This window comes from Kribbella yunnanensis (genome assembly GCF_039529655.1).
GTDB lineage: Bacteria > Actinomycetota > Actinomycetes > Propionibacteriales > Kribbellaceae > Kribbella > Kribbella yunnanensis.
Genome location: NZ_BAAANF010000013.1, coordinates 333150 through 358160, shown reverse-complemented (window position 1 = coordinate 358160; position 25011 = coordinate 333150). Strand labels below are relative to the sequence as shown.

Annotated in this window: 23 protein-coding genes, 1 tRNA gene and 1 riboswitch; of the genes, 11 read left to right on the top strand and 13 right to left on the bottom strand. The window is 66.6% G+C overall.

The window, feature by feature from the left end:
- Positions 1-10: 10 nt before the first annotated feature.
- Complete coding sequence (locus ABD231_RS19475; protein ID WP_344153561.1) at positions 11-1363, bottom strand: amidohydrolase family protein; 1353 nt, start codon at positions 1361-1363, stop codon at positions 11-13.
- 158 nt (positions 1364-1521) lie between these two features.
- On the opposite strand from ABD231_RS19475, the gene ABD231_RS19470 reads away from it, so the two are divergent.
- Positions 1522-2067: a hypothetical protein gene (locus ABD231_RS19470; RefSeq protein WP_344153558.1), complete on the top strand. Its 546-nt coding sequence runs from the start codon at positions 1522-1524 to the stop codon at positions 2065-2067.
- 74 nt (positions 2068-2141) lie between these two features.
- Here ABD231_RS19470 and ABD231_RS19465 read toward each other — a convergent pair whose 3' ends face one another.
- From ABD231_RS19465 to ABD231_RS19450, 4 genes are all read right to left on the bottom strand, one after another.
- Complete coding sequence (locus ABD231_RS19465) at positions 2142-3224, bottom strand: hypothetical protein (RefSeq protein WP_344153555.1); 1083 nt, start codon at positions 3222-3224, stop codon at positions 2142-2144.
- Positions 3225-3359: 135 nt separating this feature from the next.
- Positions 3360-4256: a protein NO VEIN domain-containing protein gene (locus ABD231_RS19460; RefSeq protein WP_344153552.1), complete on the bottom strand. Its 897-nt coding sequence runs from the start codon at positions 4254-4256 to the stop codon at positions 3360-3362.
- Positions 4257-4406: 150 nt separating this feature from the next.
- A complete protein-coding gene (locus ABD231_RS19455; protein ID WP_344153549.1) occupies positions 4407-5699 on the bottom strand; it encodes a competence protein CoiA family protein in 1293 nt (430 codons plus the stop codon).
- A gap of 500 nt (positions 5700-6199) precedes the next feature.
- Positions 6200-6275, bottom strand: a tRNA-Lys gene (locus tag ABD231_RS19450).
- 154 nt (positions 6276-6429) lie between these two features.
- On the opposite strand from ABD231_RS19450, the gene ABD231_RS19445 reads away from it, so the two are divergent.
- From ABD231_RS19445 to ABD231_RS19420, 6 genes are all read left to right on the top strand, one after another.
- Entirely contained in the window at positions 6430-7101 is a 672-nt protein-coding gene (locus ABD231_RS19445) for a hypothetical protein (protein ID WP_344153546.1), read from the top strand.
- 123 nt (positions 7102-7224) lie between these two features.
- On the top strand, positions 7225-7821 hold the full coding sequence (locus tag ABD231_RS19440) for a G5 domain-containing protein (RefSeq protein WP_344153543.1): 597 nt from the start codon (positions 7225-7227) through the stop codon (positions 7819-7821).
- Positions 7822-7939: 118 nt separating this feature from the next.
- Complete coding sequence (locus ABD231_RS19435) at positions 7940-9946, top strand: hypothetical protein (RefSeq protein WP_344153540.1); 2007 nt, start codon at positions 7940-7942, stop codon at positions 9944-9946.
- Between the two features lie 7 nt (positions 9947-9953).
- Positions 9954-10889 (top strand): ArsR/SmtB family transcription factor, encoded by a 936-nt coding sequence (locus tag ABD231_RS19430; RefSeq protein ID WP_344153538.1) that lies wholly within the window; start codon positions 9954-9956, stop codon positions 10887-10889.
- Between the two features lie 169 nt (positions 10890-11058).
- A riboswitch (TPP riboswitch) is annotated at positions 11059-11175 on the top strand.
- Positions 11164-11394, top strand: a complete 231-nt coding sequence (gene thiS / locus ABD231_RS19425) for a sulfur carrier protein ThiS (RefSeq protein WP_344153535.1) — start codon at positions 11164-11166, stop codon at positions 11392-11394. Its footprint overlaps the riboswitch before it by 12 nt.
- A 1-nt stretch (position 11395) precedes the next feature.
- A complete protein-coding gene (locus ABD231_RS19420) occupies positions 11396-12169 on the top strand; it encodes a thiazole synthase (protein WP_344153532.1) in 774 nt (257 codons plus the stop codon).
- Here ABD231_RS19420 and ABD231_RS19415 read toward each other — a convergent pair.
- Entirely contained in the window at positions 12166-14502 is a 2337-nt protein-coding gene (locus tag ABD231_RS19415; protein WP_344153529.1) for a hypothetical protein, read from the bottom strand. The genes ABD231_RS19420 and ABD231_RS19415 overlap by 4 nt on opposite strands.
- A 56-nt stretch (positions 14503-14558) precedes the next feature.
- Here ABD231_RS19415 and ABD231_RS19410 point away from each other — a divergent pair, with 56 nt between their 5' ends.
- The gene (locus tag ABD231_RS19410; RefSeq protein ID WP_344153526.1) at positions 14559-14948 is read left to right on the top strand and encodes a RidA family protein; all 390 of its coding nucleotides are present in this window, start codon (positions 14559-14561) and stop codon (positions 14946-14948) included.
- Here the strand turns inward: ABD231_RS19410 and ABD231_RS19405 are convergent.
- Together ABD231_RS19405 and ABD231_RS19400 are read right to left on the bottom strand one after the other, a co-directional pair.
- The gene (locus ABD231_RS19405) at positions 14941-15813 is read right to left on the bottom strand and encodes a serine hydrolase (RefSeq protein WP_344153523.1); all 873 of its coding nucleotides are present in this window, start codon (positions 15811-15813) and stop codon (positions 14941-14943) included. The two genes, ABD231_RS19410 and ABD231_RS19405, sit on opposite strands and share 8 nt — an antisense overlap.
- Positions 15810-16724, bottom strand: coding sequence for a LysR family transcriptional regulator (locus ABD231_RS19400; RefSeq protein ID WP_344153520.1), 915 nt, complete (start codon positions 16722-16724; stop codon positions 15810-15812). The genes ABD231_RS19405 and ABD231_RS19400 overlap by 4 nt, the downstream gene beginning before the upstream one ends.
- Positions 16725-16842: 118 nt before the next feature.
- Between ABD231_RS19400 and ABD231_RS19395 the strand changes: the two genes are divergently transcribed.
- On the top strand, positions 16843-17763 hold the full coding sequence (locus ABD231_RS19395; protein WP_344153517.1) for an MBL fold metallo-hydrolase: 921 nt from the start codon (positions 16843-16845) through the stop codon (positions 17761-17763).
- On the opposite strand, the gene ABD231_RS19390 is transcribed toward ABD231_RS19395, so the two are convergent.
- From ABD231_RS19390 to pdxR, 3 genes are read right to left on the bottom strand one after another with little or no spacing between them, the layout of a single operon-like run.
- On the bottom strand, positions 17753-18526 hold the full coding sequence (locus ABD231_RS19390) for an alpha/beta fold hydrolase (RefSeq protein ID WP_344153514.1): 774 nt from the start codon (positions 18524-18526) through the stop codon (positions 17753-17755). The genes ABD231_RS19395 and ABD231_RS19390 overlap by 11 nt on opposite strands.
- Positions 18527-18573: 47 nt before the next feature.
- The gene (locus ABD231_RS19385) at positions 18574-19317 is read right to left on the bottom strand and encodes a GNAT family N-acetyltransferase (RefSeq protein WP_344153510.1); all 744 of its coding nucleotides are present in this window, start codon (positions 19315-19317) and stop codon (positions 18574-18576) included.
- Positions 19318-19369: 52 nt separating this feature from the next.
- Positions 19370-20770, bottom strand: coding sequence for a MocR-like pyridoxine biosynthesis transcription factor PdxR (pdxR, locus tag ABD231_RS19380; RefSeq protein WP_344153508.1), 1401 nt, complete (start codon positions 20768-20770; stop codon positions 19370-19372).
- Positions 20771-20816: 46 nt separating this feature from the next.
- On the opposite strand from pdxR, the gene ABD231_RS19375 reads away from it, so the two are divergent.
- Both ABD231_RS19375 and ABD231_RS19370 read left to right on the top strand, forming a co-directional pair.
- Positions 20817-22091 carry an FAD-binding oxidoreductase gene (locus tag ABD231_RS19375; protein WP_344153505.1) on the top strand — a complete coding sequence of 425 codons (1275 nt, stop codon included), beginning with the start codon at positions 20817-20819 and terminating at the stop codon, positions 22089-22091.
- A gap of 7 nt (positions 22092-22098) precedes the next feature.
- Entirely contained in the window at positions 22099-22599 is a 501-nt protein-coding gene (locus ABD231_RS19370; protein ID WP_344153502.1) for a tetratricopeptide repeat protein, read from the top strand.
- Here the strand turns inward: ABD231_RS19370 and ABD231_RS19365 are convergent.
- Positions 22596-23027, bottom strand: a complete 432-nt coding sequence (locus ABD231_RS19365; RefSeq protein ID WP_344153499.1) for a rhodanese-like domain-containing protein — start codon at positions 23025-23027, stop codon at positions 22596-22598. The genes ABD231_RS19370 and ABD231_RS19365 overlap by 4 nt on opposite strands.
- 64 nt (positions 23028-23091) lie before the next feature.
- A complete protein-coding gene (gene nhaA, locus ABD231_RS19360) occupies positions 23092-24978 on the bottom strand; it encodes a Na+/H+ antiporter NhaA (protein ID WP_344153496.1) in 1887 nt (628 codons plus the stop codon).
- Positions 24979-25011: the final 33 nt, after the last annotated feature.

Sequence of the window (25011 nt, the reverse complement as noted above, 5' to 3'; positions counted from 1 at the left end):
CTTGCGGTGGCTAGGCGGGGCGAGCCAGCCAGGCCGGCGTACGGCCGGGCGCGTAGCGCTCGTACCGGTCCCAGAGTCTGCGGTTGTTCTTGTTCCCGGGATCGCCGAACCCCAGGAAACGCAGAGCGTTGCCGCCCATGAAGTCGTCGGCCGGCCCCGCCCCGAGCCTGTCCCGGTAAAGATCGCGATACGTGCTGAGGAACCGCTGCCACTCCGGGTAGATCGCCAGCATGTACCAGTCGGTCCCGTACATCAGCCGCTTGCTCATCACCTCGGTCGCCGGCCGGCCGAACATGTCGTGCAGCCGGTCAAGATACGGCCCGGACAACGTGTGCTCATGAATCTTGTGGTCGCCGACGTCGGCGTACAGACCCTCGAACCGCGCGGCCGCGTTCGCGATCTGCCAGATCCAGGCATTCGGATCCTCAACTGCCCGAGCACCCCCGAAATGCCCGAGGTTCACGTGCAACCCGGCGTACTTGTCGAGGACGTCGATCCAGCCGCCGGGACCAGCCAGGCCGGCGGATTGGTAAGCCGGGCTCGCGTACTGCGAGTTGTTGCAGTGCGCCGTGATCGGCACGTCCTCGGCCTTGCACCACGTGTAGAACTCGTCCAGCACGCCGTTGAGCGCCTCCGCCTCCTCGACGGTCACATCACCAACAGCCACGTTCCGCAACGGCCGGAACCCCATCGGCGGATAAAGCTTCACGCCAACGAACCCAAACCGCCGTACCGCGTCCTTCACGATGCTCAACGGCGTATCGATGTCCCCAGCCCGCCGCGCCCGCACCTCATGCCGCGGATCGAACCCAACAAACGGATGCACCCGCGCCATAGTCGGCCAGGGCAACCGCCCCAGCATGCTCAACCGACTGATCTGCTCCTGCAGAACAACCTGCTCCCGAATCGTCGTCTTAGCCCTGTCCCCCAGCGCCGTCCCCAGATCAACCAGCATCGGACAGAACAGATCCACTTCCGGATAGGTCGTAGTCAACACGCCCGTCAGATCCAGCCGAGACTTGGTAAAAAGCTTCGCCCAAGTCACCGCCCGCCGCACCGCCTTGGCAGCGTCGAACAGCCCCTCTTCGTCCCCCGCCAACTCCTGCCCAGCCCGCCGCACCAACTCCGGATTCCGCTGCAACAACTCAGTCAGCTCGGCATCAACCTCAACCCCCAACTGCTCAACCGGATCAACCACCCGCTCCGCCGGCTCCAGCCCCTCCAGCCCAACCCCAAACGTGCTCCCCCCAAGCAACGAGTCAAGCCGCCCCTTCTCCTCCCCAAACCCCGGCGCCCCCTTCTGCACAACAGCATCCAGCAACGCCGCCACGGCCCCACCCACCACCGAGTCATGCAACCCCACCTGCCGAACAAACCCCCGAACCGGCAAGTCATCCCCATTGAAGTTGTGACAATGCACATCCACCACAACCATCGCAATCCCTCCCCCAAAGGGAGGAGCACCCCGACCCGCCCCTTGATACAAACTGTCCTCCTCGGACCCGATTGAAGGAGGCACTTATGCCGAAGGGCAAGTCGTCGCCGGCATTACTGACAGCCGAGGACGAGGTCGCCTTCCAGGCAGCGATCATGGCCGCCCACCCAAACATCCGAATCGTCGAGTCCGGCCCCTGGCCAGCGGACGGCTCACCACCGATGCTCGACTCCATCACCGACGCCAAACTGATGGCCTTCTTCTGGCCCACAGACCTTCACCCAGTCCTACAGACCCAACTCCGCACCGACGGCACCACATGGGGCACCCATGCCGGCGACTCCATCCAATGGTTCCGCCCGCGCCTGAAAGACGGCGTCCTGGACGCAGGCACCCTAAGCGTCGTGAGCAGCCCCGAGATGGACGACCTGATCAAGTCCATCTGGCGAATCCTCTTCCGCCTAACCACCAACAACCTAGTCATGTACCACCAGCCCACAGCCCACTACAAACGCCAACCCACCTACCGCATCGGCCCAAACGCCCTAACCAAGGCCCGCGCAGGCCGCCTAACCCTCACAGACATCAGGCTCGTCCTATACCCACCCGACGGCCACCAGCCCCCACCCTGACGCTCGTCGGCAGCGAGACCGACGGGCGGCGATGGCCCCGTTCTCGCGTCACAACCCCGCGTCACACGGCAGAGTCAGGCACGGCTGTCTCTGGACTCGACGTAGGCCTCCCGAATCAGCGCCAAGACTTCATCGCTGCAGCGGCCCTTGATGTAGTTGCCGCGACCGATCCCCTCCGGCATCAGACGATCCAGCTTCTCAAGCGTGATCGGCGCTTCCTGCTCGAACACGCTGCGGTACGGAGAGACGTACGGTCCCCGCTCATTCCAGACCGAGACCATGCCCCGCGCCTGCCTCGGCAAGCGGAGATTGAGTACCCACCGCCCCTTGCCGATCGAGGTGAACGGCACCGCGAGTCCCTCGGCCTCGAGTTCACGAGCCCACTGCAACAGCCGACGCAGCTCATCCTGCTGCTCGCGCGGAGCCGTCTCAATTGCCGCGGCGAACTCGCCGGTTCCCGGGATCACCTCGCTGTGGCTCGCCGGCATCCCAGTCCCTGCTAGTTCAGCCGTCACCTGGGTACGGTCCGACTCGACCAACTGTGGGACCAGGATGCGCTGCCCAGCTACCTCATACGCCGTAACTACAACCAGATCGAGAGCCAGCCGATCGCTCGTGACGTCCTGCAGGTAGCCGACAAGATCCATCAAGTCCGGCGGCGCCTCGTCGAGCACAATCACCGCCCGCAGCCGACCATCTGCCAGCGCGCGCTCGAGCTGACCTTGGAATGCCTCCTCATCGAAGCTCAGGTCAGCCTCAGCCTCAGCAGCCACCTTGGCGGCATCGACAATCGATGTCAGCTCCTGCTTGGCAAGGTACGTCTGCAGGACAGAGTTCAGGCCAGATCCGTCCAAGCGACGAAGGTAGGCGGCATAGCCGAGCACCTGCGTCAGAGCCCGCCGGCGATCCGTGTTCGCCGCCAGCTTGATCTCGATAACAACGGGCCTGCCCGTTTCGACCTCAACAGCAAGGAGGTCCGCCTTCTCCCTACCGCAGCGAACTTCACTACCGATGATTGCCAGTCTCGGTGCGCCAGCCAGGGGCAACATCGTCGGCGTCGCCTCGATCAATCTATGCAGATCCGCCTCGCTGACAAACCCTGTGGCAGTCAGCGGCCTCCACTGACCGCCGCCCCCTTTGCTCCAGACTCCAGCCATGGCCGTCCTCCCAACCGCAACACAGGCATGCCGTAACCTCCACGCTCCTACGCCCGATGAGCTTTTCATCTCTCGCCGCGCTCAGTGATATAGACATCTGATCTTGCTCTGAAAGAGCGGACCGACCCCGGGTCATCACGGCGTCAGATCGACCTTGTAGACATAGGGATTGGACAACTCCAAGACCTCCCTCGCCGAGTACTCGACAACCCGGGGGTCGCTGAGCGCCCGGGTTACAACGGCGAGCATCCAGCCCGGCTCCGTCTGAGCGGCTCTGAACTCATTCGCGGTCAGAAGGACGATCGGCCTCCTGCCAGTGACGCCTTTGACCTCGACCTTCACGATCTCGCGAGACTCGCGATGGCTGAATGTGAGATCCCACCCGACGTTCTGGCGGCTTACGTCGGTACATCTCCAGCCGCGATAGAACTCGCGTACAGCAGCCTCAGCGGCGGCCTCCACGATCGCGTTTTCGGATGGTGCGCCAAAACCCGCACCGATGTCGGACACGGAGACAACTTCCGCTCTGGTGCTCGTCCCTGGCCAGGTCGGAAGCAGCGCGTCAAGCTTGCTGAGCTGTTCCTTGGAGACCCAGGACGGATTGGGCCCCTGCGGCTGCCTCTGTACCTCAAGATCCGAGATGCCAGCCGCTCTTAGCTCGTCTGCACCGATGGCTGTGTCAAACAATGGGATGTCGACAGGCACTGACAGCTTGACTGCGAGTCGCGCTTGCTCGTCCTTCCAGTAATTGACGTCGGCCAGCTGAAAGCCTTCAGATATCGCATCCTGCACGTAGCCATCGACGTGTCCGATGCCCCAGATCCCCTTGGTCATGAGCTTGCTGTTGCCCGAGACCCAGAAGACGACCTTGTGGCCTGGCGTCATCATCTCGCTGCGGTAGCCGGGCGTCAGGCTCCAGTCCGTGATAAACCGATGCCCATCAGCAATCGCCGCAGGCAAATCGAACTTCGATGTCGGATCACACTTCAGCAACCACGCACCCAGATTTTCTTCGGTGATCAGATTGGTCACGGCATGTTCCTATCACCGGCCCGACGCCAACGCTAGGCACCAGGGACAGATCGCGATACGGGGCCACAAAACGCCGCCACGAGCGCCCAACAGCGACCTGGATCTAGGCTGAATGCGCGCGTCCCCGCAGTGTGACTGATATCGGCGACCCTAGTTCGATCTCCGGGTACTTCTGCCAAATCTGGAGCCAAGACGCCGCCAGAACCCGGAGCGACGACCGCTAGCCGGAGAAGAGGGCGTCTCCACGGCGTCGGGGCGCGGCTGCCGCTTAAGAGGCGGCTGAAGGCGTGCTAGCGGTTCGGCAGCTGTCTGCGCCGACGACCGCTGATCCGATTGCTCGGCAGGCATCGAGGCATGACTCGCTGGATACTCAGCGGTCGCCGCCATTGCCTCGAGTTCAGCCTTGGCCCGTTCGCGAGCTTCCATCACCTCGACGTACTTCGCTCGCGCCTTTCCTCGTTGCACCGGCTCCCAGCGAGTCCGAGCCTCAGCGTTCTTCACGAACTGGTGATCAACCGGCGTGCGGAAGTGTCCGTCCACGATCTCGCACTGGTCGAGGCTGTTCTCGGCGAGGTTGACGTACCAGCCGCTGCGTATTGGCGGCCATCTTTTGCCTTTCTCCGTAAGCCCGGTCCAGTCCTCGCCGTCGCGGGGCCTGTAGTCGTTTGAGTAGTACGAATACGGCGTCGCGATTCGGTTGCGCGTGAGGTCGAACCAGTAGAACGCCCGACCCTCTCGGAGCAGCGTCACCTGCGACGCGATCAGCCGGATCCGTCGGCGATCATTACGGTCCAGCTGAAGTGTGTCCGGTCCGGGGGCGTATATCCACCAGTCGACTACGCCGGCGGCAGCGTATGCCTGGCGCTTCTTCTTCACCGTCTCCTTCGCTCCGGGTGAGTACTGGATCTCGATTGCAATGCGTTCGCCCGTGGTGAGCTCGATATAGACATCGGGCCTGATCGGGCCCGTCGCTGTCGGAATCCAGTGGTCGTCGATGTGAAGCTCCGCCACCCGGTCCCGGCCGATTTGCTGCTCGACCCAGTCGGCGAAGTGCTGCTTCACCTGCAGGTGCCACAGGCTCTCCGGGTCGTGCCCGGGCCGCGTGCCATCCGACCCTTGAGGGTGAACCCAGCAGTGACGCTTCGACCCACCCGAGATATGTGAGAACCGGCCGCATCCCTGCACAAGGCACTCGAACTCGCCCGCCTTCGTCCGGTCGGCTGCGCTTCGCGAGTCACCGCCGCGCAGCGGATAGTCCTTGCCATTCTCGGGAAGGAAGACCAACTTCCTCGTGCGCACCTCGCGGGCATAGACCTGCGGCGTCCTCGCTAGTTTCTCCAGCCCCCACGGGGCGTAGTCACTTGCCGTGTGCCGCCTTGGACGGGCACGCCCCTTCGCCATACAGCCTCCCTCAGCCATCAGCCTGATCGTCCAGATCAGCATGCCGTGGACAACCGACAATCTTCGGCGGAGATTTCGGCAGCCGCCGGCAAGCTCAACGAATTCCCGATCGATGCTTCGCCAGTACATCCAGGCATTCGCTACCTGCTAGCAAGCTGGCGGACTCAATCGGAGTTCGGAGCACCCTGGGATCGCGGTGAGTCTCTCCGAGTCGTCGGCAACGGCCAGCACCACCACAGCGCCGCCTCTGGTTACCCCGGGCGAGGCTGGAGGTGACCTCGGGTTCCTCACTCAGTGTCGGGTCCGACCATCGAACGGCCTCTCCGCCGCCGGGTTGGGTCGGGCGAGACCACGGTGGGCGCACGCGCCGGAGGCGCCAAAGTGCTGTCACCGCCGGAGGCGGTGTCCTTTGACCCCGGGTCAGGCTTCTGACCTGGGGTTTTGCCGCCTGTCTGCCGCCTGGGCTGGGTCGGGCGAGGCTGCGATGGGCGTACGCGCCGGAGGCGCCAAAGGTGTTGTCGCCGCCGGAGGCGGTGTCCTTTTGGTAGGCCCCGTGGGACTCGAACCCACAACCCGCGGATTAAAAGTCCGCTGCTCTGCCAATTGAGCTAGAGGCCCCGGTGGTGAGGGGTTGGGGACAAGTGTTGCAGGTTTGGGGGTGGGGTGGGGGCGGTGGGGTGGGTGAAGGGGTGTTCGGGGGGTGGTCTGAGGCGTACTGTCGGGGTCTGGGGAGTACTACTCGCGCGCCGGGGGGCTGGGGCAAGGGGGCGGTATGGGGGTTGTGGAGCGGGCTGCGATCGTGGAGGGGCATGACGAGGTGGTGTCTGCCTGGAAGGAGATCGTTTGGCAGGCCTCGTCGATGGGGCTGGCCGATCGGATCGTGATCGGGGTGAAGTTGCGGGCTCGGGCGGAGGCGCTGGCCAACTGGGAGGGGCTGGCTCGGGATGCGGGGGATCTGGCGACGGATGCCCGGGCTTTTGCGGCGGCGGTGAAGGCGCAGAATCCGTTGACGACGGTGCTTGCCGTGGTGGGGTTTGCGGGTGGGGTGCTGGGGTTCTTCGGGTTGTGGTCGTTCCAGGCGTTGCGGAAGGCTTGGGCGCCGGCTGCGGAGGCGGCTGAGGCGGGGATGGCGCAGACCGAGGCGGCGTTGATCGGGTTTTTGACGCTTGCTTCTGGTGGGGTGATCGTGGCGGTGATTCGGGCGGCGGTGGAGGCTGCTCGGGCTGCTATGGAGGCACTGGAGAGTTTCAGTGCTCGGTCGCATCCGTCGGCGGTGTTGTTGCGGGAGGTTCGGCCGGCTGAGGAGCGGTTGTTCGCCGTGTTCCAGAAGCGGGTGCCGGAGCCGCCGATCAGTGCGGGGCCGTTGATTGCGCTCGGAGCCGCGGGGTTGCTGGTCGGGATCATTTTCGCGGCGTTGATCGGGGTTGGCGTAGCCGCGCGCTGAGAAGTACGGCGCGAGGTCTGGTCGAGGGATCGATCGGGGTGCTATGCAGTTGTCTTCGCCTGGGTGGTCCGGGCGCTGGCAATCCTGCCGCGGGGGGAACCGACGGCGGGTTTGGGGGGAAGTGTGCTGCGTATTCGTGCTGCGTTGATGGTGGTTGCTGTGCTCGGTTGCGGGGTCGGGTGCGGTACGGCGGAATCGACCGAACCGGCTGCGGTTGCCGGTGGGCGGGTGATCACACGGACGGCGACTGTGCCGACCAGTCAACCGCCGACATCGAAGGCCCCGAAGTCCGTCGTACCGGAGAAGACGACGAAGACGGTTGTCGAGTATCGGGTGATTCCGTTCAAGACGAAGACGGTGACGGATGGCGAGTTGCCGAAGGGTGAGCGGGCGGTTCGGACGGTGGGGGTGAACGGGTCGCGGAAGCTGACGTACGAGGTCACGTACGTCGGTGGGAAGTCGACGGCGAAGAAGCTCATTCGCCAAGAGGTCGCGAAGCAGCCGCGGTCGCAGGTGACGGTGGTGGGGACCAAGGTCGAGGAGGACGTGGAGTCGGGGTGCGATCCGAACTACAGCGGGTGCGTACCGGTCGCGAGTGATGTCGACTGCTCAGGTAGGAGCGGGAACGGGCCCGAGTACGTCGATGGTCCGGTGACGGTGACTGGGTCCGACATCTACCGCCTCGACTCTGACCACGACGGGATCGGCTGCGAGGACTGAGGCGGAGGGGCGGGCCTGGGTCGGCACGTCTGGGCAGGGTGTGCGGGGTTGCGGGGCAGATGTCTGGTTCGTGGGGGTGGGAGGGGGCGATGGTGAGGGCCTGAGAGGGGTGGGGCTCGTGACGGGCTTGTTTGGGTCGGGGCCATTGAGGGCTTGGCTGGGGTTGGTCCTGACGGTGGTGTTGTCGGCTACCGCGGGGGTTGCGTATGCCGGGGAGTCGACGTACGGCGTAGTGACGTCGGAGTACAACCTCGGGGACGAGGCGATCTCCCTGCCGGGCGGGGTGAAGTCCGAGTTACGGGCCAAGGTTTATGAGCCCAAGCGGGCACCGGGGAGGCGGCCGCTCATCCTGTTTCTGCACGGATTTCATGAAGCCTGTTATGGCGGTGACGGGGTGCAGCGGTGGCCTTGTGCCCCAGATCAGCGGCCGGTGCCGAGCTTTCGTGGGTACGACGCGCCCGGCATCGAGCTCGCCAGACATGGGTACGTCGTCATCTCCATCAGCTCGAATGCCGTCAACCGCAATGTCGGCAAGACGCTCGACGCCGGCACCAGGTTGCGCGGTGAACTCGTCCTCGCCCACCTCGATCTGTGGAAGCACTCCAGTCGGGTTGACCTCGGCAATGTCGGTCTGATGGGTCACTCGCGTGGTGGCGAGGGTGTGGTGGCCGCGACGCTGGCGAATGCGGCTCGGCCGCACCCGTACGGCATCAAGGCGGTCCTCCCACTCGCATCCACGTCAGCCACGAGACAAGCTCTCCCAGGTGTCGCGCTCAACCTGTTGACGGGCTACTGCGACGGCGACGTCTACGACCTGCAAGGCCAGCACCTGTACGACGACGCGCGCGCCACCGACGACGCCGCACCCAAGTCCTCGGTGCTCCTGATGGGGGCCAACCACAACTTCTTCAACAGTGAGTGGACGCCCGGTCAGGCGGAGGCGCCGGCGACGGACGACTGGGGTTTCAATCCAGACGACGAGCCCTGCGGTACGGCGACCGCCAGCAGAATGACCGCGGTTGAGCAGCAGGCGGCCGGGCGGGTGTACATCTCGGGCTTCTTCCGCTGGATTCTCGGCGGCGAGGACGCCCAAGGAAAGCTGTTCGACGGCTCCAACCCCAACGTCACCACACAATCCCCCGACCGCCACGAACTAGCACGATTCGACAAACCCGTGAGCACGAGCGGCGATCTGACGGCGACTGTCTGCACCGGCAGCCCGTCGTGGCTGCCCGACCCCAACCCCGAACCGTTCTGCACCGAGAACGAGCAGCCCGACCGCTTCCCGCACTGGGTCCCCAGCTTCTTCCTCCCCGCCGTCCCGACCCCCGCGATCACCGCCCTCCAATGGACCGGCCGGAACGGCGTACTCCGAATCCCGGTCAACACCAGCAAGCAGTACGACGTACTGACGTTCCGCGCCGCCGCGGATCCGGATCGGCCCGCCCAGGACCTGACCGTCCGCCTGATCGACCACCACGGCAAACACCGCGATGTCGCCGTCTCGCAGGTCAGCGACGCCCTCACCCAGCTCCCCGGAAATCCTGAGGACGGCCAACCGAAGACCCTGCTACGAACAGTCCGAATCCCCTTGAAAACAAGGAACCTCAAGGCGGTAGAACTCCGCACGGACCGCACCAACGAAGGCCGAATCTTCATCTCCGACCTCGCTCTGAGCACCCCGTCAAGAGGTCGCACGACCATCAACCAGCTCCCCCGGATCTCGGTCGCCGATGCAGCACCAATTGCCGAGGGCAACAGCATGACGAAGGTCGACTTCACCGTCACCCTCAACAGACCGAGCCGCCAGGAAGTCACCGTTCACGCCGAGACAGCCGGCTTCACCGCCGACCCCGAGATCGTCCGACCGCTGTCGACCACGATCACCTTCGCGCCCGGCGAGACCCGCAAGACCGTCGCCGTCGAGATCCACGGCAACACGACCGCCCAGCCCGACCAGGACTTCAAACTCGCGCTGGCGGTACCGCGCAACGCGATCACCGACGACGCCTGGGCCACCGGCAAGGTCCTCGACGACGACACGGGCCCGATCAACAAGCCAGAGCAGGACTGGCCGCGCCCAACAATCCCCCAAGACGGCGGTCCCGGCCACCGCGGGATGTAATGAACGGGTGCTGACCTACGAACTGACGTCCCGGGATCTGGAGGAGGTCCGCTTCGCCCTGTCACCCGCCTCGGAAACCGTCCTGTCCCTCCGCGCCCTCCGCGACCCCGGCCGGTTCCCGCTCCAGCTCCCCTGGATCCGCACAGTCCAGCCACTACTCGAAGACCTCGACTGGACCGTACTCAGCCACCTGGTCAACGACACCATGGGTAGCCCCGACTACCTCACGCCGCGGCCGACTTCCCCACTTACCCAGTTCACCGACGAACTCCAGCTCATAGCCGCGGTCGATCAAGAGACCTTCACCAGACAGCACACAGCAGTCAACGGCGAGCTGCCCGAAGGCCTCACACCAGCCCGGGTCACCACAGCCCTCGACGACTACTGGCAGACGGTCATCGCGCCGTACTGGAATCGCATGCGGACCATCCTCTCCGCCGACATCACGTACCGCGGTCATGTGCTCACGCAGCAAGGCACCGGCGCGATGCTCAACGAACTCGGCCCCGCGATCTCTTATAGCCAAGGCCTCTTGAAGGTCGACAAGGTGAGTGCAATCAGCCGCGTAGAGAAGGTCGACGGCCGCGGTCTCGTCCTTCAGCCGACCCTGTTCGGCCCACACGCCGTGATCCCGTACGACCCCGGAGCCGAACCGTTCCTCGGCTACCCACCCCGCGGCCAGGCCAACCTGTGGACAGTCGTCGACCCTCCCACGCCACAAGACCTCGCCAAACTCATCGGTACGGCGCGCGCCCGCATCCTGCAGCTCCTTACCCACCCACGCACCACGACCGACGTAGCCGCCGAACTCGGGGTCACCCCGTCCGCGGTCAGCCAGCACCTGCAACTGCTCCGCCGTACCGGTCTGGTCGAACCCCAGCGAGCCGGCAAGCAAGTGCTCTACAGGCCAACAGAATTGGCGAGTTTGCTGACGGGGAACTAGTGTCCCGCAAACGATGTAGCTCGAGTGATAGCGGCGTCCAGGTGCGTGCATCGTGGTGCTTGAGGCGCGTCCTCGATGCGGTGTTCATCGTGGGCGTGACTCAAGTGCCGCGAGGTGCGTGCCTGGGCGTCGCTAGCGCCGAGTTACATTGTTTGCGGGACACTTAAGTCGATAGCACCGCGGGAGCTCGCACCGGAGTGGGCTGAGAGGGCGACAGAGCAGGCGTCGCCGACCGCTGAACCTGAATCGGGTAATTCCGGCGTAGGGAGGACGCATGACGCAGTACGACGAGTCACCGGCTGAGCACGCGGTGTGGGTGAACGGTACGGCGACCAGCAGCGGACCGGGGATGTCGGTCGCTCAGCTGGTCGCGGAGATGTCGGATCGGCAGACCGGGATCGCGGTCGCGGTGAATCAGAGTGTGCTGACCCGCGACGAGTGGTCCGCCACGATCCTGACGGCGGGTGACCGGGTCGAGATCGTCGGCGCGGTCCAGGGAGGCTGACATGGACGACCCCTTCGAGCTGGGCGGCCGGACGTACTCCTCGCGGCTCATCATGGGCACCGGCGGTTCGGCGAACCTGGAAGTGATGGAGGAGGCGTTGATTGCCTCCGGCACCCAGTTGACCACGGTCGCGATGCGCCGGCTGGGGACCGGGCACGAGGGCTCGGTGCTCGACGTACTGAAGCGGCACGGGATCGAGATCCTGCCGAACACTGCTGGCTGTCACACCGCGGCCGAGGCTGTGCTGACCGCCCGGCTGGCCCGCGAGGCGCTGGGTACCGATCTGATCAAGGTCGAGGTGGTCGCCGACGACCACCTGCTGCTGCCCGATCCGGTCGAGTTGCTGGACGCCGTGGACATCCTCATCGCCGACGGCTTCACCGTGCTCCCGTACACCAACGACGACCCGATCCTGGCTCGCCGACTGGAGCAGGCCGGGTGTGCAGCCGTGATGCCGTTGGCCGCACCGATAGGCTCGGCCCTCGGGATCCGCAACCCGCACAACATCGCGCTGATCGCCGAGGCGGCCAACGTCCCGGTCATCGTCGACGCCGGGATCGGTACGGCGAGCGATGCCGCCCTCGCGATGGAGCTCGGCTGCGCGGCGGTCATGCTGGCGACTCCGGTCACCCGCGCGGAGAAGCCGGCCCTGATGGCGGCCGCCATGCGCGACGCCGTCAGCGCCGGCCGCAACGCCCGTCTGGCCGGCCGGGTTCCCCGCCGCTGGCACTCCGGCCAGGCGTCCTCACCGACGACCGGCCTGCCAACGTTCTAGTCGTTGTCGCGGATGGTCCCCTGCACCCGGTAGGGGACCTTCAGTACGGCGCCATCCGCGGCCGTGATCACGACCGCGAACGTCTCGGCCTTCTCCCGCAGTTTGTCGTCCTTGATCGGTACGACGAACTGCCCGGTCGTCTTGCCCGCATCGACCTGCGGATAGAGACCGCCCTCGGGATCAACGAAGTCAGTACCGAGTTTCGCCGTACCGCTGCGAAGCTCGGCGGTCAGGTTGGCACCACGGTCCGACGGAGCGGACAACTTCAGCTGGAAGACCACCCCACCACGACCTTCGGTCCCCACGCCCGGCGAGATCGTGATCGCCGGAGTCGGGTCGTCGTCGCGGACAATCCCGTCGGCGAGCGAGCGGCCGATCATCGCATCCGTCGACCCGGACAGCACCATGATGAAGGTGACGTCGTCGCCATCCCGCTTGTTCGGTCGCAGCGGCACCTTGACCGTTGCCGACCGATGCCCGGCGGGGATCGTCACCCGGGCGTGGAACGGCGCCACCACATCGCTGGTGAAGTCCCCGGACGCCTCCGCCCAGAACGTCACCGGCCGCGGGCTGACCCGCGACATCCGCACCTTGAAGTCGGCCGTCCGCGGTCCGGAATCGCCTTCCACCATGTCCACATCCGCGACCGACAACACCGGCAGCATCCGCGGTCGCCAGTGACTGAGTGACGGCGTCGAGAACGACAGATCAGCCAGGTACGCCGTACCTCGGGCGACCCGGTCGGTCCGGATCTCCACCGATCGCACGTCCCGCAGGTCGACCGGCAGACCGGCCAACGGGATCCGGACTGTCTGCAGCATCACCTTCGGCAGCAGGTCGGCGAGCTTCCCCGGCAACGGCTGCAACGCCTTGCTGACAGTGGATACCGGCACACTGGCCGACCGCCCGTGGCCGTCCGTCAACCGCACCGACAGATCCGTCGCCTTTTCAGTTGCCGCCCGCAACGACAGTACGTCGTACTGTCGGACATCGCGGAGGCCGACCGGCAAGTCGAAGCGGAGTCGCCCATCCGACGCGGTCCAGCTCAACTCGGTCACCCGACCGGCCGGAAGGTGCTCGACCGGCGGATCGGTGACCCAATGCGGGTATCGCCCATAGGGGTTGCGCACGCAATCCGAAGCGCACACTCGCGTCCGAGCAGACCCAGTCAGTACGCCGGAAGCTCCGTCCAGGCGAGCGACGTCGTACCGGCGAGGTGATTGCGCCATCACCGAGACGACCGCGCGACCGGCCGAGCGGGCGCGGGCGTTCGACCCGTCCAGCAGCGGCAGCAGCGCGGTCTCGCGGCCGAGTTCGAGACGGAAGAATCCAGCCATGTAAGCGCGACCGGCCGCTTCCTGCTCGACCGCGGTCAGGCGTTGCTTGGACTTCTTTCCGCAGGGCTCAGCCTTGTCATCGGCCGTCCAGTCGTCGTCTGAGTCCGCGACCGATCGACCCGGCGTCCACTCGGTGTTGAAGAAGTTGTGGTTGGCACCCATCAGCAGCACGGTCGATCGAGCGGCGGGGTCGCGCGTCATCGAGTACCAGGTGTCGTCGTAGTACCGCTGGCCGGACAGGTCGCTCACGTCGCCGTCGCAGTACGGGAGGATCACGCTCAGCGCGACGCCGGGCAGGTTCGGTCGGAGGAAGCCGCCGGGTGCTAGCAGCAGGACTGCGCGGATACCGAACGGTTCACCGAGGTCTGCGTTCAGCTGGACCGCCCGGGCGACGCCTTCACCACCGCGGGAGTGACCCATCAGGCCGATCCGTTGCAGGTCGACCTTGCCGACGTACTGGCGGCCGAAGGGCCCGTCGCCGTGCGTCGACCAGCGCTGCCAGAGCTTGAGATGTGCGAGCACCAACTGGGCACGCGCCAGCGAACCGGTCATCTGGGTGTCGAAGTCGGCGAGGTTGATCGCGTTAGCGCTGATCGAGACCACTTGGTAGCCCTGGCTGGCCAAAGCCTTGGCCGGAGCGTCGTATCCGGCGTAGCTCGGGATCGGCTTGGATCCCTTGGGACACGGCCATTCCATCAGCTCGTCCGGATCCATGCCCTTGGCGTAACAAGGCACGTGGATTCCGTGCAGGAACAGCACCAGCGGACGGCGGCCGGGTGCACCCACCGGTGTATAGGCTCGTCCCGTCAGTTCGCTCTTGATCTTGAACGCCGGAATGTCGACGACCCGATCACCCAAGTGATAATCCCGTACGTCGACCTTGTACGCACCGCTCGCGCCCGGATCGACCGGTAGGAATGTCTCGGCGCTCGCCGGCGCTGTCACCACAGATGGGACCAGCACTACCAACGCGATCAACGCCCTACGGATCTTCACGTCCGGAGCCTAGGCGGCGAAAGGGCAACCACAGATCACCGTTTGATGGAGGATGCATGAGTACGCTGGAATATCCGCGTCCGGAGGGTGTTGCGCCGGGCAACGGTTACAGCCATGTGGTGACCGGTCCGGGTCAATGGGTCGCGATCGCCGGTCAGGTCGCTTTCGACGCCGACGGCAACCTTGTCGGCGAGGGTGACGCGGAAGCCCAGACCCGGCAGGTGTTCGCCAACCTGGACGCGGCTCTGAAGGCCGCGGGCGCTACGTGGGCCAACGTTGTGAAGCTGAACTACTACTTGACTGACATGGCCGGTCTGCCGGCTCTGCGCACGGTTCGCGACGAGTACGTCGACACGGCCAACCCGCCGGCCAGTACCGCCGTACAGGTGGTGGCGTTGTTCCGTCCGGAGGCACTGATCGAGATCGAGGCGTACGCCGTTATCTGAGCAGATTGACCGCTAGCTGCGCGGCGAGGCCGATGGTGGAGTCGGCGCGCGGCTGGCGAGAGTCGACGCGGGCGGTCTGCGTGAAGACGGCGACCGCGTAGGCGTCCCCGGCGGGGAGGGTGACGACGCCGACCTCGTGCCGCAGCGCGCCGAAGGTGCCGGTCTTGCCGGCGACGCGGATCGCGTCGTGCGGGAAGCCGGAGGCCAGGCGGTGCTGGAAGATCTGCCGCTGCATGGTCGCCTTCGCGAAGTCGGTCTGGGCCGCGGAGAGCAGTTCGCCGGCCCAGAGCCGACGGAGGAGCAGGGTCATGTCGGCCGGCGTCGACGCGGAGGCGTTGGCTGCTTCGTAGACCCCGGTCGGGGTGGTGCGGTTGTTGTCCGCCAGTACGGCGAGGGCCGCATCCGGATCGTCCAGTCCGGTACGCCGTTGCAGGTCGAGCAGGTTGGCCGCGGTCCCCCGTCGTACCCAGGTCTGTTGCAGGCCGAACGATTGCAGCAGCTCGGCGAGTCGCTCGAGGCCGACCTCGGTGAGCAGCGCATCGGCTGCGGCGTTGTCCGACACGGTCATCATCGAGACGGCGAGATCGCGGAGGGACATGGTCACGGGGTCGGCCATGAGGGACAGGCCGGTGGGGCCGGGTGTTCGTGTGGACGGATCGAGGGTGAGTTGTTCGCGCGGATCGAGTTCGCCGTCGTCGACCAAGTGGCAGAACCCAACCAGCAAAGGCAGTTTGTAGACCGACGCCATCGGTACGACGGCGTTCGCGTCGATGTCGACTGTTGATTCCGGCGCGTCGAGCGCGACCGCGTGCAGCCAGCCGCGTACGCCGGCGTCCTCGAAGACCGCGCGGATCCGGGCGTTCACGGGGTCACCAACGCGTTGGTCAACTGCGCGATCACGTCGATCGGGTCGACGAACGGAGTCCGCGACCACACCAGCCGCAACCGCGTAGGCAGCGGATCGCCGGCCAACTCGTACCGCTCGACACCGGGCGCGGCCAACGTCGGGTCCGCGGTCATCACAATCGCCTGCCCAGCCGCCGCCATCGCGAGCCCGGCGCGCTCATCCGTCACCACGACCGTCCCACCGTCCGGCCGATGCAACGCCAACGTGTCCAGGAACAAATCCCGAGCCGCCGGCGCCTCCGCCCGAGGCCGAACCGCCACCGGCAACCCACCCAACCGCCGCAACTCCACAGGCAGGCGGCCCCGTGCCGACTGCTCGGCCGCAAGAGCCTGGGCTCTAGATCCCGCGCCCAGGCCAGCCGGGGCCAAGGCCCAGGTCGGCAGGAGTTGCACTGGGCCTGCCTCCAACCCATCCAGGACGGTTGGGTGGAGTACGACGGCCAGCGTCAACCTGCCGGCGGATACCTGGTTGGTGAGGGAGCTGGTTGGCGCGGAGACGACGGTGACGCGACTGCCGGGAACCGCGGCACCGCAGGCGGCGGCTACTGCGGCACCTGCGGCTGGTGGGACTTCGGGGGCGAGGCCGAGGCGGATCTCCGGGCCCTCGGGATCGCGGGCGACCGCGGCCTGGTGGAGCTCCTCGATCGAGGTCAGTGCCCGTCGCGCGAACGGGAGCAGCGCGGCACCGGCGGCGGTCAGCTCGACGCCGGTCGAACCCCGCTCGAAGAGCTTCGCCCCGACCAGCGCCTCTAGCCGGCGCAACCCCTGCGACAGTGGCGGCTGGGTGATCCCGACGACCCGCGCCGCGTCTCCGAAGTGCTGTTCCTCGGCCAGTGCGACAAAGATCTGGAGGTGCCGTTCAGTCAGCATGATGCCGCTGACCTGCGGTGATATCCCCAGACACTTGCCTCATGCCTGAAAGCATATTCGACACACGGTCAAGCGCTCGCTTTGGATGAAACCTCCGGAACGGCGAGAGGAGAACGCAGTGAAGGTGACGCGACGAGGCATGATCGCAGGGGCGGCGGCGGTCGGTGCCGCCGGAATGATCGGCGCCCCAGCCATCGCGGAGACAACCAGCAAGCCGCAAACCCGACGTACCCCGGTGGAGTTCACCTGGCTCGGCACGCACGCCTGGCAGATCCGCTGCGGTGAGCGCATCGTCCTCACCGACCCGTGGCTGACCCGCTTCCACACCGGCACCTTCACCCCCGAAGGCGCCGACCCGAAGACCAAACTGGTCATCGACAAGGCGGTCATCGACAAGCACCTCACCAAGGCCGACGCGATCCTGGTCCACCACGGCCACTACGACCACATGTCCGACGTCCCGTACGTCGCCAAGAAGACCCAGGCGACCGTGTTCGGCACCCGCACACACGTCAACCTGCTGAAGGCGATGCGCACCCAGGCCGACCTGCTGTCAGCGGTTCGCGGTGGCGAGTACCTGGTCTTCGACGGTTTCACCATCGAGGTCTTCCCGTCGCTGCACTCCTGCGGCGGCAAGCGCCACACCTACGCCTACCCCGGCTACCACCAAGACGCCGTACCGCCGCGCCCCCGCCACATCGAGGACCTGCTCGAAGGCGGCACCCTTGCCTACGTCATCACGATCGGCGGCCTGCGCATCCTCAGCCTCAGTACGGCGAACTTCGACCCGCACGCACTCCGCGATCTCGAGGTCGACGTCGTCCTGGCTGCCCCCGGTGGCGAACCCGGCATCACCGACCGCCTCCTCCAAACCCTCAAGCCGGTCACCACCGTCCTCGCCACCCACTGGGACGACTTCGACAAACCCCTCACCGACCCCGGCATCCCCTGGACCGACCTGACCCCACTCCGCAAATCCGTAGAACAGTCCGGCGCCAAGTTCGTCGTACTCGATCACTTCGAGAAGCTCACCCTCTAGGGAGAAACCCGTCCAACGCGTCCGCGACCAGCTCGGGTCGTTCCAAGGTCTGCAGATGCGGTACGCCGGGTAGCTCCACGAACTGCCCGCCGGGGATACCGTCCGCCAGTTGCCGCAGTACGTCGGCCGATCCGGCCAGGTCGGCCCCGCCGGCCACCACCAGAGCCGGCGCGGTGAACGCCCCGAGCTTCCCTCGCACGTCGAGCTGTTTCATCGCCCGCCACGCCGCCGCCCAGGCCGCGGGGTCCATCGCCCGCACTCCCTCGCGCGCGAACCGCACTCCAGCGGCCTCGGCGGCCACGGCCTCCGGCGTGAACCAGCGCGCGATCGACTCCTCGACCTGGGCCTCCATCCCGCCGGTCTCGACCGCGGCCGCGCGCTGCTCGAAGACCTCCGGGAACGGACGGTCGGTGGTCGCGAGCAGAGCCAGCGACGCGAACCGCTCCGGCGCTTCGACGGCCGCGGTCTGCGCGATCCCACCGCCGTACGAAAGGCCCACGATGTGCGCGGTCTCCAACTGCAAGGCATCCAGTACGCCGAACAGGTCGCGCGCCAGGTCGGTCAGCCGCTGTGGATGCGGCGCAGCAGCTGCCTCGCCATGACCACGCAGGTCGTATGCGAAAACCCTGCGCCCGCTGGCCAGCCGGTCCAGCACGGGTTCCCACATGCGCTTGTCGGAACCGAGCGAATGCAGGAGCACGACCGGCGGACCGCTCGCTCCGCGACTGAGCAGGCCGGTCCGGTGATCATCAAGAGTCAGCACACCCACGAGTCTCGCCGAAGACCGGTCCAGACCACGGATCCTTTTGCTCAGGGCAGAGTGCGGTAGTGGTAGCGGGAGACGGTGCTGAAGCCGAAGCGGTTGTAGAGGGTCAACGCGGGAGTGTTGTCGGCCAGGACCGAGAGGAAGACGTGGTTGATTCCTTGGGTTGTTGCTTTGAGCAACAGGGCGCGGATGACGGCCTGGGCGAGGCCTTGGCGGCGGAAGGTTGGGTCGGTGGCGATGCAGTAGAGGCCGGACCAGTCGTCGACCAGGGCTAGCCGGCCGATGGCGGCGATCTGGTTGCCAATGGTGATGGTGGCGTAGAGGGCCGAGCCGCGGTCGAGGATCTGGCGGGCGACGGCTTGTTCGTCGGGGCCGCCGCGGCCGTCGTTCTGCCACCAGAATTCCATCCAGGCATCGTCGGCGACCGGGGAAATATTCACCTCGACCGTCGATGCCGGGAGGGCGGCGAGGACATCCACGACCTCGGCGCACTGAACCAACGTCGGGTTCTTCAGCTGGTAACCGCGAGCGGCCAGGTGGTCGTCGAGGTCGGTCGGCTGGGCGGCGGGGCTGATCTGGAAGGAGGGCGTGATGCCGTGCGCCTGGTACAGCGTTTCCACGTAGTCCAACGCTTTTCCGAGATCGTACGGCGCTCCGGCCGGGAGCACCGAGTTCGCTCGCAGGGTGACACCGGCCGCTCGTCGGACCAGCCAGCCGTCGAGTTCGGTGCTGTGCGCGGCAGGCCAGCACCGGTTCATCAGGTGGTCGATTCCAGCGGCGGTGATCACCCCTCCGAGAGTAGAACCATCCGGATCGAATTGCAACGAAATGAATAGTTATTCATGAGCGCACCGCCGCGACCGCCTCGGCCAGCAGGTCGACGCCTTCGATGACCGAGTTCACCGTCAAACTGCCGTACCCGAAGACCAGCCCGGCCGGTCCCGGCGCCGACACCCAGTACGGCGCCAACCCGTAGACACCCACCCCGCGTTCAAGCGCGGCCGCCTGGATCGCGGACTCGGTCAGATCGTCCGGCAATAGCGCCATCACGTGCAGTCCGGCCGAAACTCCAGTCGGCGTCAACTCGGGCAACCGCAGAGCCAACCGCTCCACCAACGTGTCCCGCAGCAACCGATACCGCGGCCGCATCCGGCGTAGGTGCCGATCGAACTCACCCCGCGCCACGAAGTCCGCGAACGCCAACTGGTCCAGCACCGGCGACCCGCGATCATCCATCAGCTTCGCGCGCGCCATCGGTTCGACCAACCGCGGCGGCAGAATCATCCACCCCAACCGCAGTCCGGGCGCCAACGTCTTGCTCGCGGTCCCGGCGTACGCGACCCGATCCGGCATCAGTCCTTGCATCGCGCCGATCGGTTCCCGGTCATACCGGAACTCCGCGTCGTAGTCGTCCTCGATCACCAACCCGTCCCGCCGCGCAGCCCACGCGACCAGCGCGGCCCGCGTCTCGGCCGACATCACCGCACCGGTCGGGAACTGATGCGCCGACGTCACCAGTACGACGTCCGCCTCGGACCGCTCGAGCGCCTCGACATCAACCCCACCCTCAAGCACCGGGATGCCGACCGTCACGAGCCCGGCCGACGCGGCCACCCGCTGCAGGTCGTTGTCGGACGGATCCTCGACCGCGATACACCGATATCCCTGCGCAGCAAGGACTTGCAGCAGCAACCGCGATCCCTGCGCGAACCCGTTGCAGATCATCATGTGCTCCGGCAGCGCCGCCGTACCGCGGACTCGGTTGAGGTAGTCGGCCAGCGCAGTCCGCAGCTCGATCGTCCCGCGCCCGTCCAGATAGGCAAGACTCCGGTACGGCGTCTCGTTCAGCACCCGGCGAATCGACCGCAACCACGCGGCTCGGGGGAACTGCGAGACGTCCGGCCGGCTGTAGCGGAAATCGATCCGCGCCTCGACGCCCGTCAGCAACGTCACCCCGGGCGACTCGATCGCGGCCACCTCGGCCACCTCGGTGTACCCACCGGCCCGACTGACCAGGTATCCCTCGGCCACGAGCTGCTGATAGGCCTCGACCACCACACCCCGCGACAAACCCAGATCGTTGGCGAACGAGCGGGTCGACGGCATCACCGCACCGGCCCGCAGCCGGCCCTCGCGGATCCGCGCGCGGATCCCGCTCTCCAGCTGCTGATGCAGCGGAGCGCCGCCCGAGCGCTGCAGCTCGATCAGCAGTTCGCCTGAATTGGTCCTGATTCGGCTCACAAAACTGGACCTTATCGAAGTACCGCCGGACTGTCAGTGTGAATCCATGACGACCTTTCTGCACCCGGGAGACCGTGGGTACGACGAAGCCCGCTCGATCTGGAACGCGATGATCGACCGCCGGCCGGCCGTGATTGCGCGCTGCCGGACAACCGCCGACGTGGTGGACGCTGTCCGGCTGGCCCGGACCTCGAACCTCGAACTCGGCATCCGCTGCGGCGGCCACAGCATCGCCGGCCTGGCCGTCCCCGACGGCGGCCTGATGATCGACCTGACCCTGATGGGCGGGGTCGAGATCGACCTCGAACGCCGGATCGCGATCGTCCAGGGCGGTGCGCTCCTCGGCGAACTGGACCGCGCCGCACAGCGCTACGGCCTGGCGACGACCGCGGGCAACGTCTCGCACACGGGGGTCGGCGGGCTCACCCTCGGCGGCGGGATGGGCTGGCTGGCCCGGCGATTCGGGCTCGCCTGCGACAACGTGACGGCGTACGAGGTAGTCACCGCGAACGGCGACGTCATCCGCGCGACGGCGGACGAGAACGCCGATCTGTTCTGGGGACTACGCGGTGGTGGCGGCAACTTCGGTGTCGTGACCGCGTTCGAGTTCCAGCTGCACGAGATCGGGACGCGGGCATTGGTTGCCGAGTTCACCTATCCGATCGAGGCAGCGTACGACGCATTGCGTGGCTGGCGTGAGCTCAACCGCACCGCGCCGCGGGAGGCGACCTTCACCGCCTCGATCACGCCGGACGGTGTCACCCTCGGCTACGTCTGGGTCGGCCCGCGCGGCGACGACCTGCTGCCCGAGTTCCGCGCACTCGGGCCGGTGCTCCACGAGAAGGTCGAGGCGATGTCGTACCTGACCCTGCAGAGTCGGGACGACAGCGTGCAGGGTCACCGCTATCGCCGCTACTGGAAGGGGCACTACTTCAAGTCGCTGCCCGACGAGGCGATCAAGGCGCTGATCAACACCCCGGGCCCCAGCGCCAGCCTGCAGGCCTACGGCGGCGCGATCTGCGACACCCCGGACGACGCGGCCGCCTTCAGTCACCGCGACACCCTGTTCGAGTTCGTCACCGCGACCCGCTGGCAGGACCCCGCCGACGACGAGGAACGGATCGCCGAGATCCGCGAGTACGCCGCGACACTGACGCCGTACGCCGAAGGTGCCTACGTCAACACGCTCAACGGCGAGGCGATCCACCGCGCCTTCCCGCCGGCCAAGCTCGCGCGGCTGGCCGAGCTCAAGGCGAAGTACGACCCGGACAACCTCTTCCACCTGAACCAGAACATCGCGCCCGCGGTGCTCGCGGCATGATGGCAGGGTGACAACTGAACTGACGCCTGAGTTGGCGGCGACGATCGAGGCAGCCTTCGCCCAGTGGGACCGGGACAACATGCAGCCGACGATCGACTTCTTCGAAGCCCTCCTCGTGGAGCACCCGGACAATCCGTACGTGCTCTACGAGGTCGGCGGTGCATACGACACCGACGGACAGGAGGAGAAGGCCGTCGGCTATTACGAGCAGGCGCTGCCGAGCCTGACCGGCGAGATCCGCCGCAAGTGCCTGCTGCAGTACGGCAGCACGCTGCGCAACCTGGACCGGTTCGACGAGTCGCTGGACGTGTTCAAGAAGGCGTGCGCCGAGTTCCCGGAGTCGGACTCGCTGCGGGTCTTCAAGGCGCTGACCCTGCACGCGGCCGACCGCAAGGACAAGGCGCTCGCCACCTTGCTGCTGGTGATCGCAGACCGCCTGGAGACGCCGGAGATCAAGCGGTACGAAGCCGCCATCCGCGGCAACGCGGAGTACCTCGCCAACCTCTAGCAGGCGCAGGCGACGCCGCGGGGTGCGGTCAGCGGGTCGGACAGCCGGCGGGTGATGCCGTCGGCGGTCTCCACCGGCAAGCCCTCGCGCGTCCAGTACTCGAAGCCGCCGATCATCTCCTTGACCGGATAACCGAGTTTCGCGAACTCCAGTGCGGCCCGGGTCGCGCCGTTGCAGCCGGGTCCCCAGCAGTACGTCACTACGCGGACGCCAGCCGGTACGACGGTCGCCGCGCGCTCGGCGATTTCGCGGGTCGGCAGGTGGATCGCGGCTGGGACGTGCCCCTGGTCCCAGCTTTCCTGGCTGCGGCTGTCGATCAGCACCCAGCCCGTCGTACCGGCGCCGATGTCGGCAGCCACGTCGGAAACATCGGTCTCGAAGGCCAGCCGACCTGCGAAGTGGGCGACGGCTGCGGTCTGTTCAGTCATGTCCTCAGCGTCAGTGATCGCGGTCGTTGAGAACAGTGGCAGAAATGACCTAGTACATCAAGATTCAGCCATAGCGCTGGCTGATCCGGGCGCGAGCGCGGGCCACCTTGATCGCGGTCTTCAGCGTCTCCACGTCGTACGCGCCGTAGTGCCGCTGGCCGTTGATGAAGAACGTCGGCGTCCCGGACACCCCGCTGAGGTCGGCCGACTCCACATCCCGAGCGACCCGGGCCGCGGCGACATGCCGCTTGACCTCGTCGTGGATCCGCTGGTTGTCGAGGCCGAGCTGCTCGGCGTACGACATCAGGTCCTTGGGCTGCAGGTTCTCCTGATTGGACAGCAGCAGGTCGTGCATCTCCCAGAACGCACCCTGCGTATGCGCGGCCTCGGCCACCTCGGCCGCAATCTGCGCCCGCGGGTGGACGTCGGACAACGGCAGATGCCGCCACACGTACCGCAGGTCGTCGTCCTGCAAGAGATCCCGTACGACGGGTTCCGCGATCCCGCAGTACGGGCACTCGAAATCGCCGTACTCGACGAGCGTCACCGAGGCGGTCTCGGGGCCACGGACGTGATCGAGGTCGGGGTCGACCGGGTCGACGAGATCGACCAGCTCCTCGGCCCGACCGAGCAGCGCGAGCGCCTTCTTCGGGGGACTGAGCAACTTCACCGACCGGAACACTGCCCAGGTCACCGCGGACGACACGACCACCGCCGACAGCAGACCGAGCTTGGCCTCCGCGAGGGCCGGCCCTTCGAACGCGATCGTTGCTATCAGCAAAGAGACCGTGAAGCCGATACCGGCGATCGTGCCACTGCCGGCCACCGCCGCCCAGCCGACCTGCGGTCCGTATTTGCCGCCGGAGAAGCGGTCCAGCATCCAGGAGACCAGCGTGACCGCGACCGGTTTGCCGACCACGTAGCCGATCAGGATGCCGAGCGTGACCGGCGACGTGAACGCCCGGCCGAGGAAGGCCGCGTCGATCGTGACACCGGCGTTGGCCAGGCCGAACAGCGGGACGATCAGGTAGCTCGTCCACGGGTGATAGAGGAACTGGAGTCGCTCATTCGGCGAGATCGCCGCGGTCAGCCCGACGGTCGCCGACCGTGCCAGCTCGGGTGTGGGCTGCTCGCGGAAGACCCGGAACAACCCGCTCGCCTGCTCGAGCTCCTCGCGACCAGGCGAGTACGCCGGTGCGGTCAGACCGATCGCCAGGCCGGCCACGACCGGGTCGACGCCACTCGTGAGCAAGGCGGCCCACGTGATCACGCCCAGAACGACGTACACCCAGGGTTTGCGGACCCGGAGCAACGCAAGGCCCAGTACGACGGCGAAGGCGACGACCGCGATCAGCAGCGGCATCAGGTCGATGTTCTCGCTGTAGACGACGGCGATCACGACCAGTGCCAGCAGGTCGTCGACGACGAAGACGGTGAGCAGGAACACCCGGACGCGGTCCGGAACCCCGCGACCGACCAGCGCAAGGAGGCCGAGGGCGAGGGCGGTGTCGGTCGACATCGCGACGCCCCAGCCGTGCGCGGTGTCGGTGCCGAGGTTGAAGGCCAGGTAGATCAGGATCGGCGCGACCATGCCGGAGACGCCCGCGAGCACCGGCAGCACGAACCGGCTGCGGTCCCGCAGGTCGCCGAGATCGAACTCGCGCCGCGCTTCGAGGCCGACCACCAGGAAGAACAGCGTCATCAGACCGCTGTTGATCCACTCCCGCAGGTCGAGCCCGAACGCGCGGTGGCCGAGCTCGAAAGAGAGGTCGGTTCGCCAGAATTCGTCGTACGAGCCCGGGGCCAGGTTCGCCCAGAGCAGGGCGATCAGGATCGCCGCCGCGAGCACTCCGGAGCTGCCGGCCTCGGTGCGCAGGAAGCTGCGCATCGGAGCCGCGAACTCCCGCCGCCAGTTCGTCCGGCCGCTCAGCAAGGCCGGGAAGTCCGCCATGGTGCAACCCTACTGTGGCAAACCAGGTGTGAG

Bases quoted from the DNA above. Each gene is read 5' to 3' on its own strand.
- ABD231_RS19455 (WP_344153549.1), bottom strand. From the start codon at position 5,699: ATGCTGATCTGGACGATCAGGCTGATGGCTGAGGGAGGCTGTATGGCG.
- nhaA (WP_344153496.1), bottom strand. From the start codon at position 24,978: ATGGCGGACTTCCCGGCCTTGCTGAGCGGCCGGACGAACTGGCGGCGG.
- ABD231_RS19410 (WP_344153526.1), top strand. From the start codon at position 14,559: ATGAGTACGCTGGAATATCCGCGTCCGGAGGGTGTTGCGCCGGGCAAC.
- ABD231_RS19470 (WP_344153558.1), top strand. From the start codon at position 1,522: ATGCCGAAGGGCAAGTCGTCGCCGGCATTACTGACAGCCGAGGACGAG.
- ABD231_RS19465 (WP_344153555.1), bottom strand. From the start codon at position 3,224: ATGGCTGGAGTCTGGAGCAAAGGGGGCGGCGGTCAGTGGAGGCCGCTG.
- thiS (WP_344153535.1), top strand. From the start codon at position 11,164: ATGACGCAGTACGACGAGTCACCGGCTGAGCACGCGGTGTGGGTGAAC.
- ABD231_RS19420 (WP_344153532.1), top strand. From the start codon at position 11,396: ATGGACGACCCCTTCGAGCTGGGCGGCCGGACGTACTCCTCGCGGCTC.
- ABD231_RS19400 (WP_344153520.1), bottom strand. From the start codon at position 16,724: ATGCTGACTGAACGGCACCTCCAGATCTTTGTCGCACTGGCCGAGGAA.
- ABD231_RS19375 (WP_344153505.1), top strand. From the start codon at position 20,817: ATGACGACCTTTCTGCACCCGGGAGACCGTGGGTACGACGAAGCCCGC.
- ABD231_RS19445 (WP_344153546.1), top strand. From the start codon at position 6,430: ATGGGGGTTGTGGAGCGGGCTGCGATCGTGGAGGGGCATGACGAGGTG.
- ABD231_RS19365 (WP_344153499.1), bottom strand. From the start codon at position 23,027: ATGACTGAACAGACCGCAGCCGTCGCCCACTTCGCAGGTCGGCTGGCC.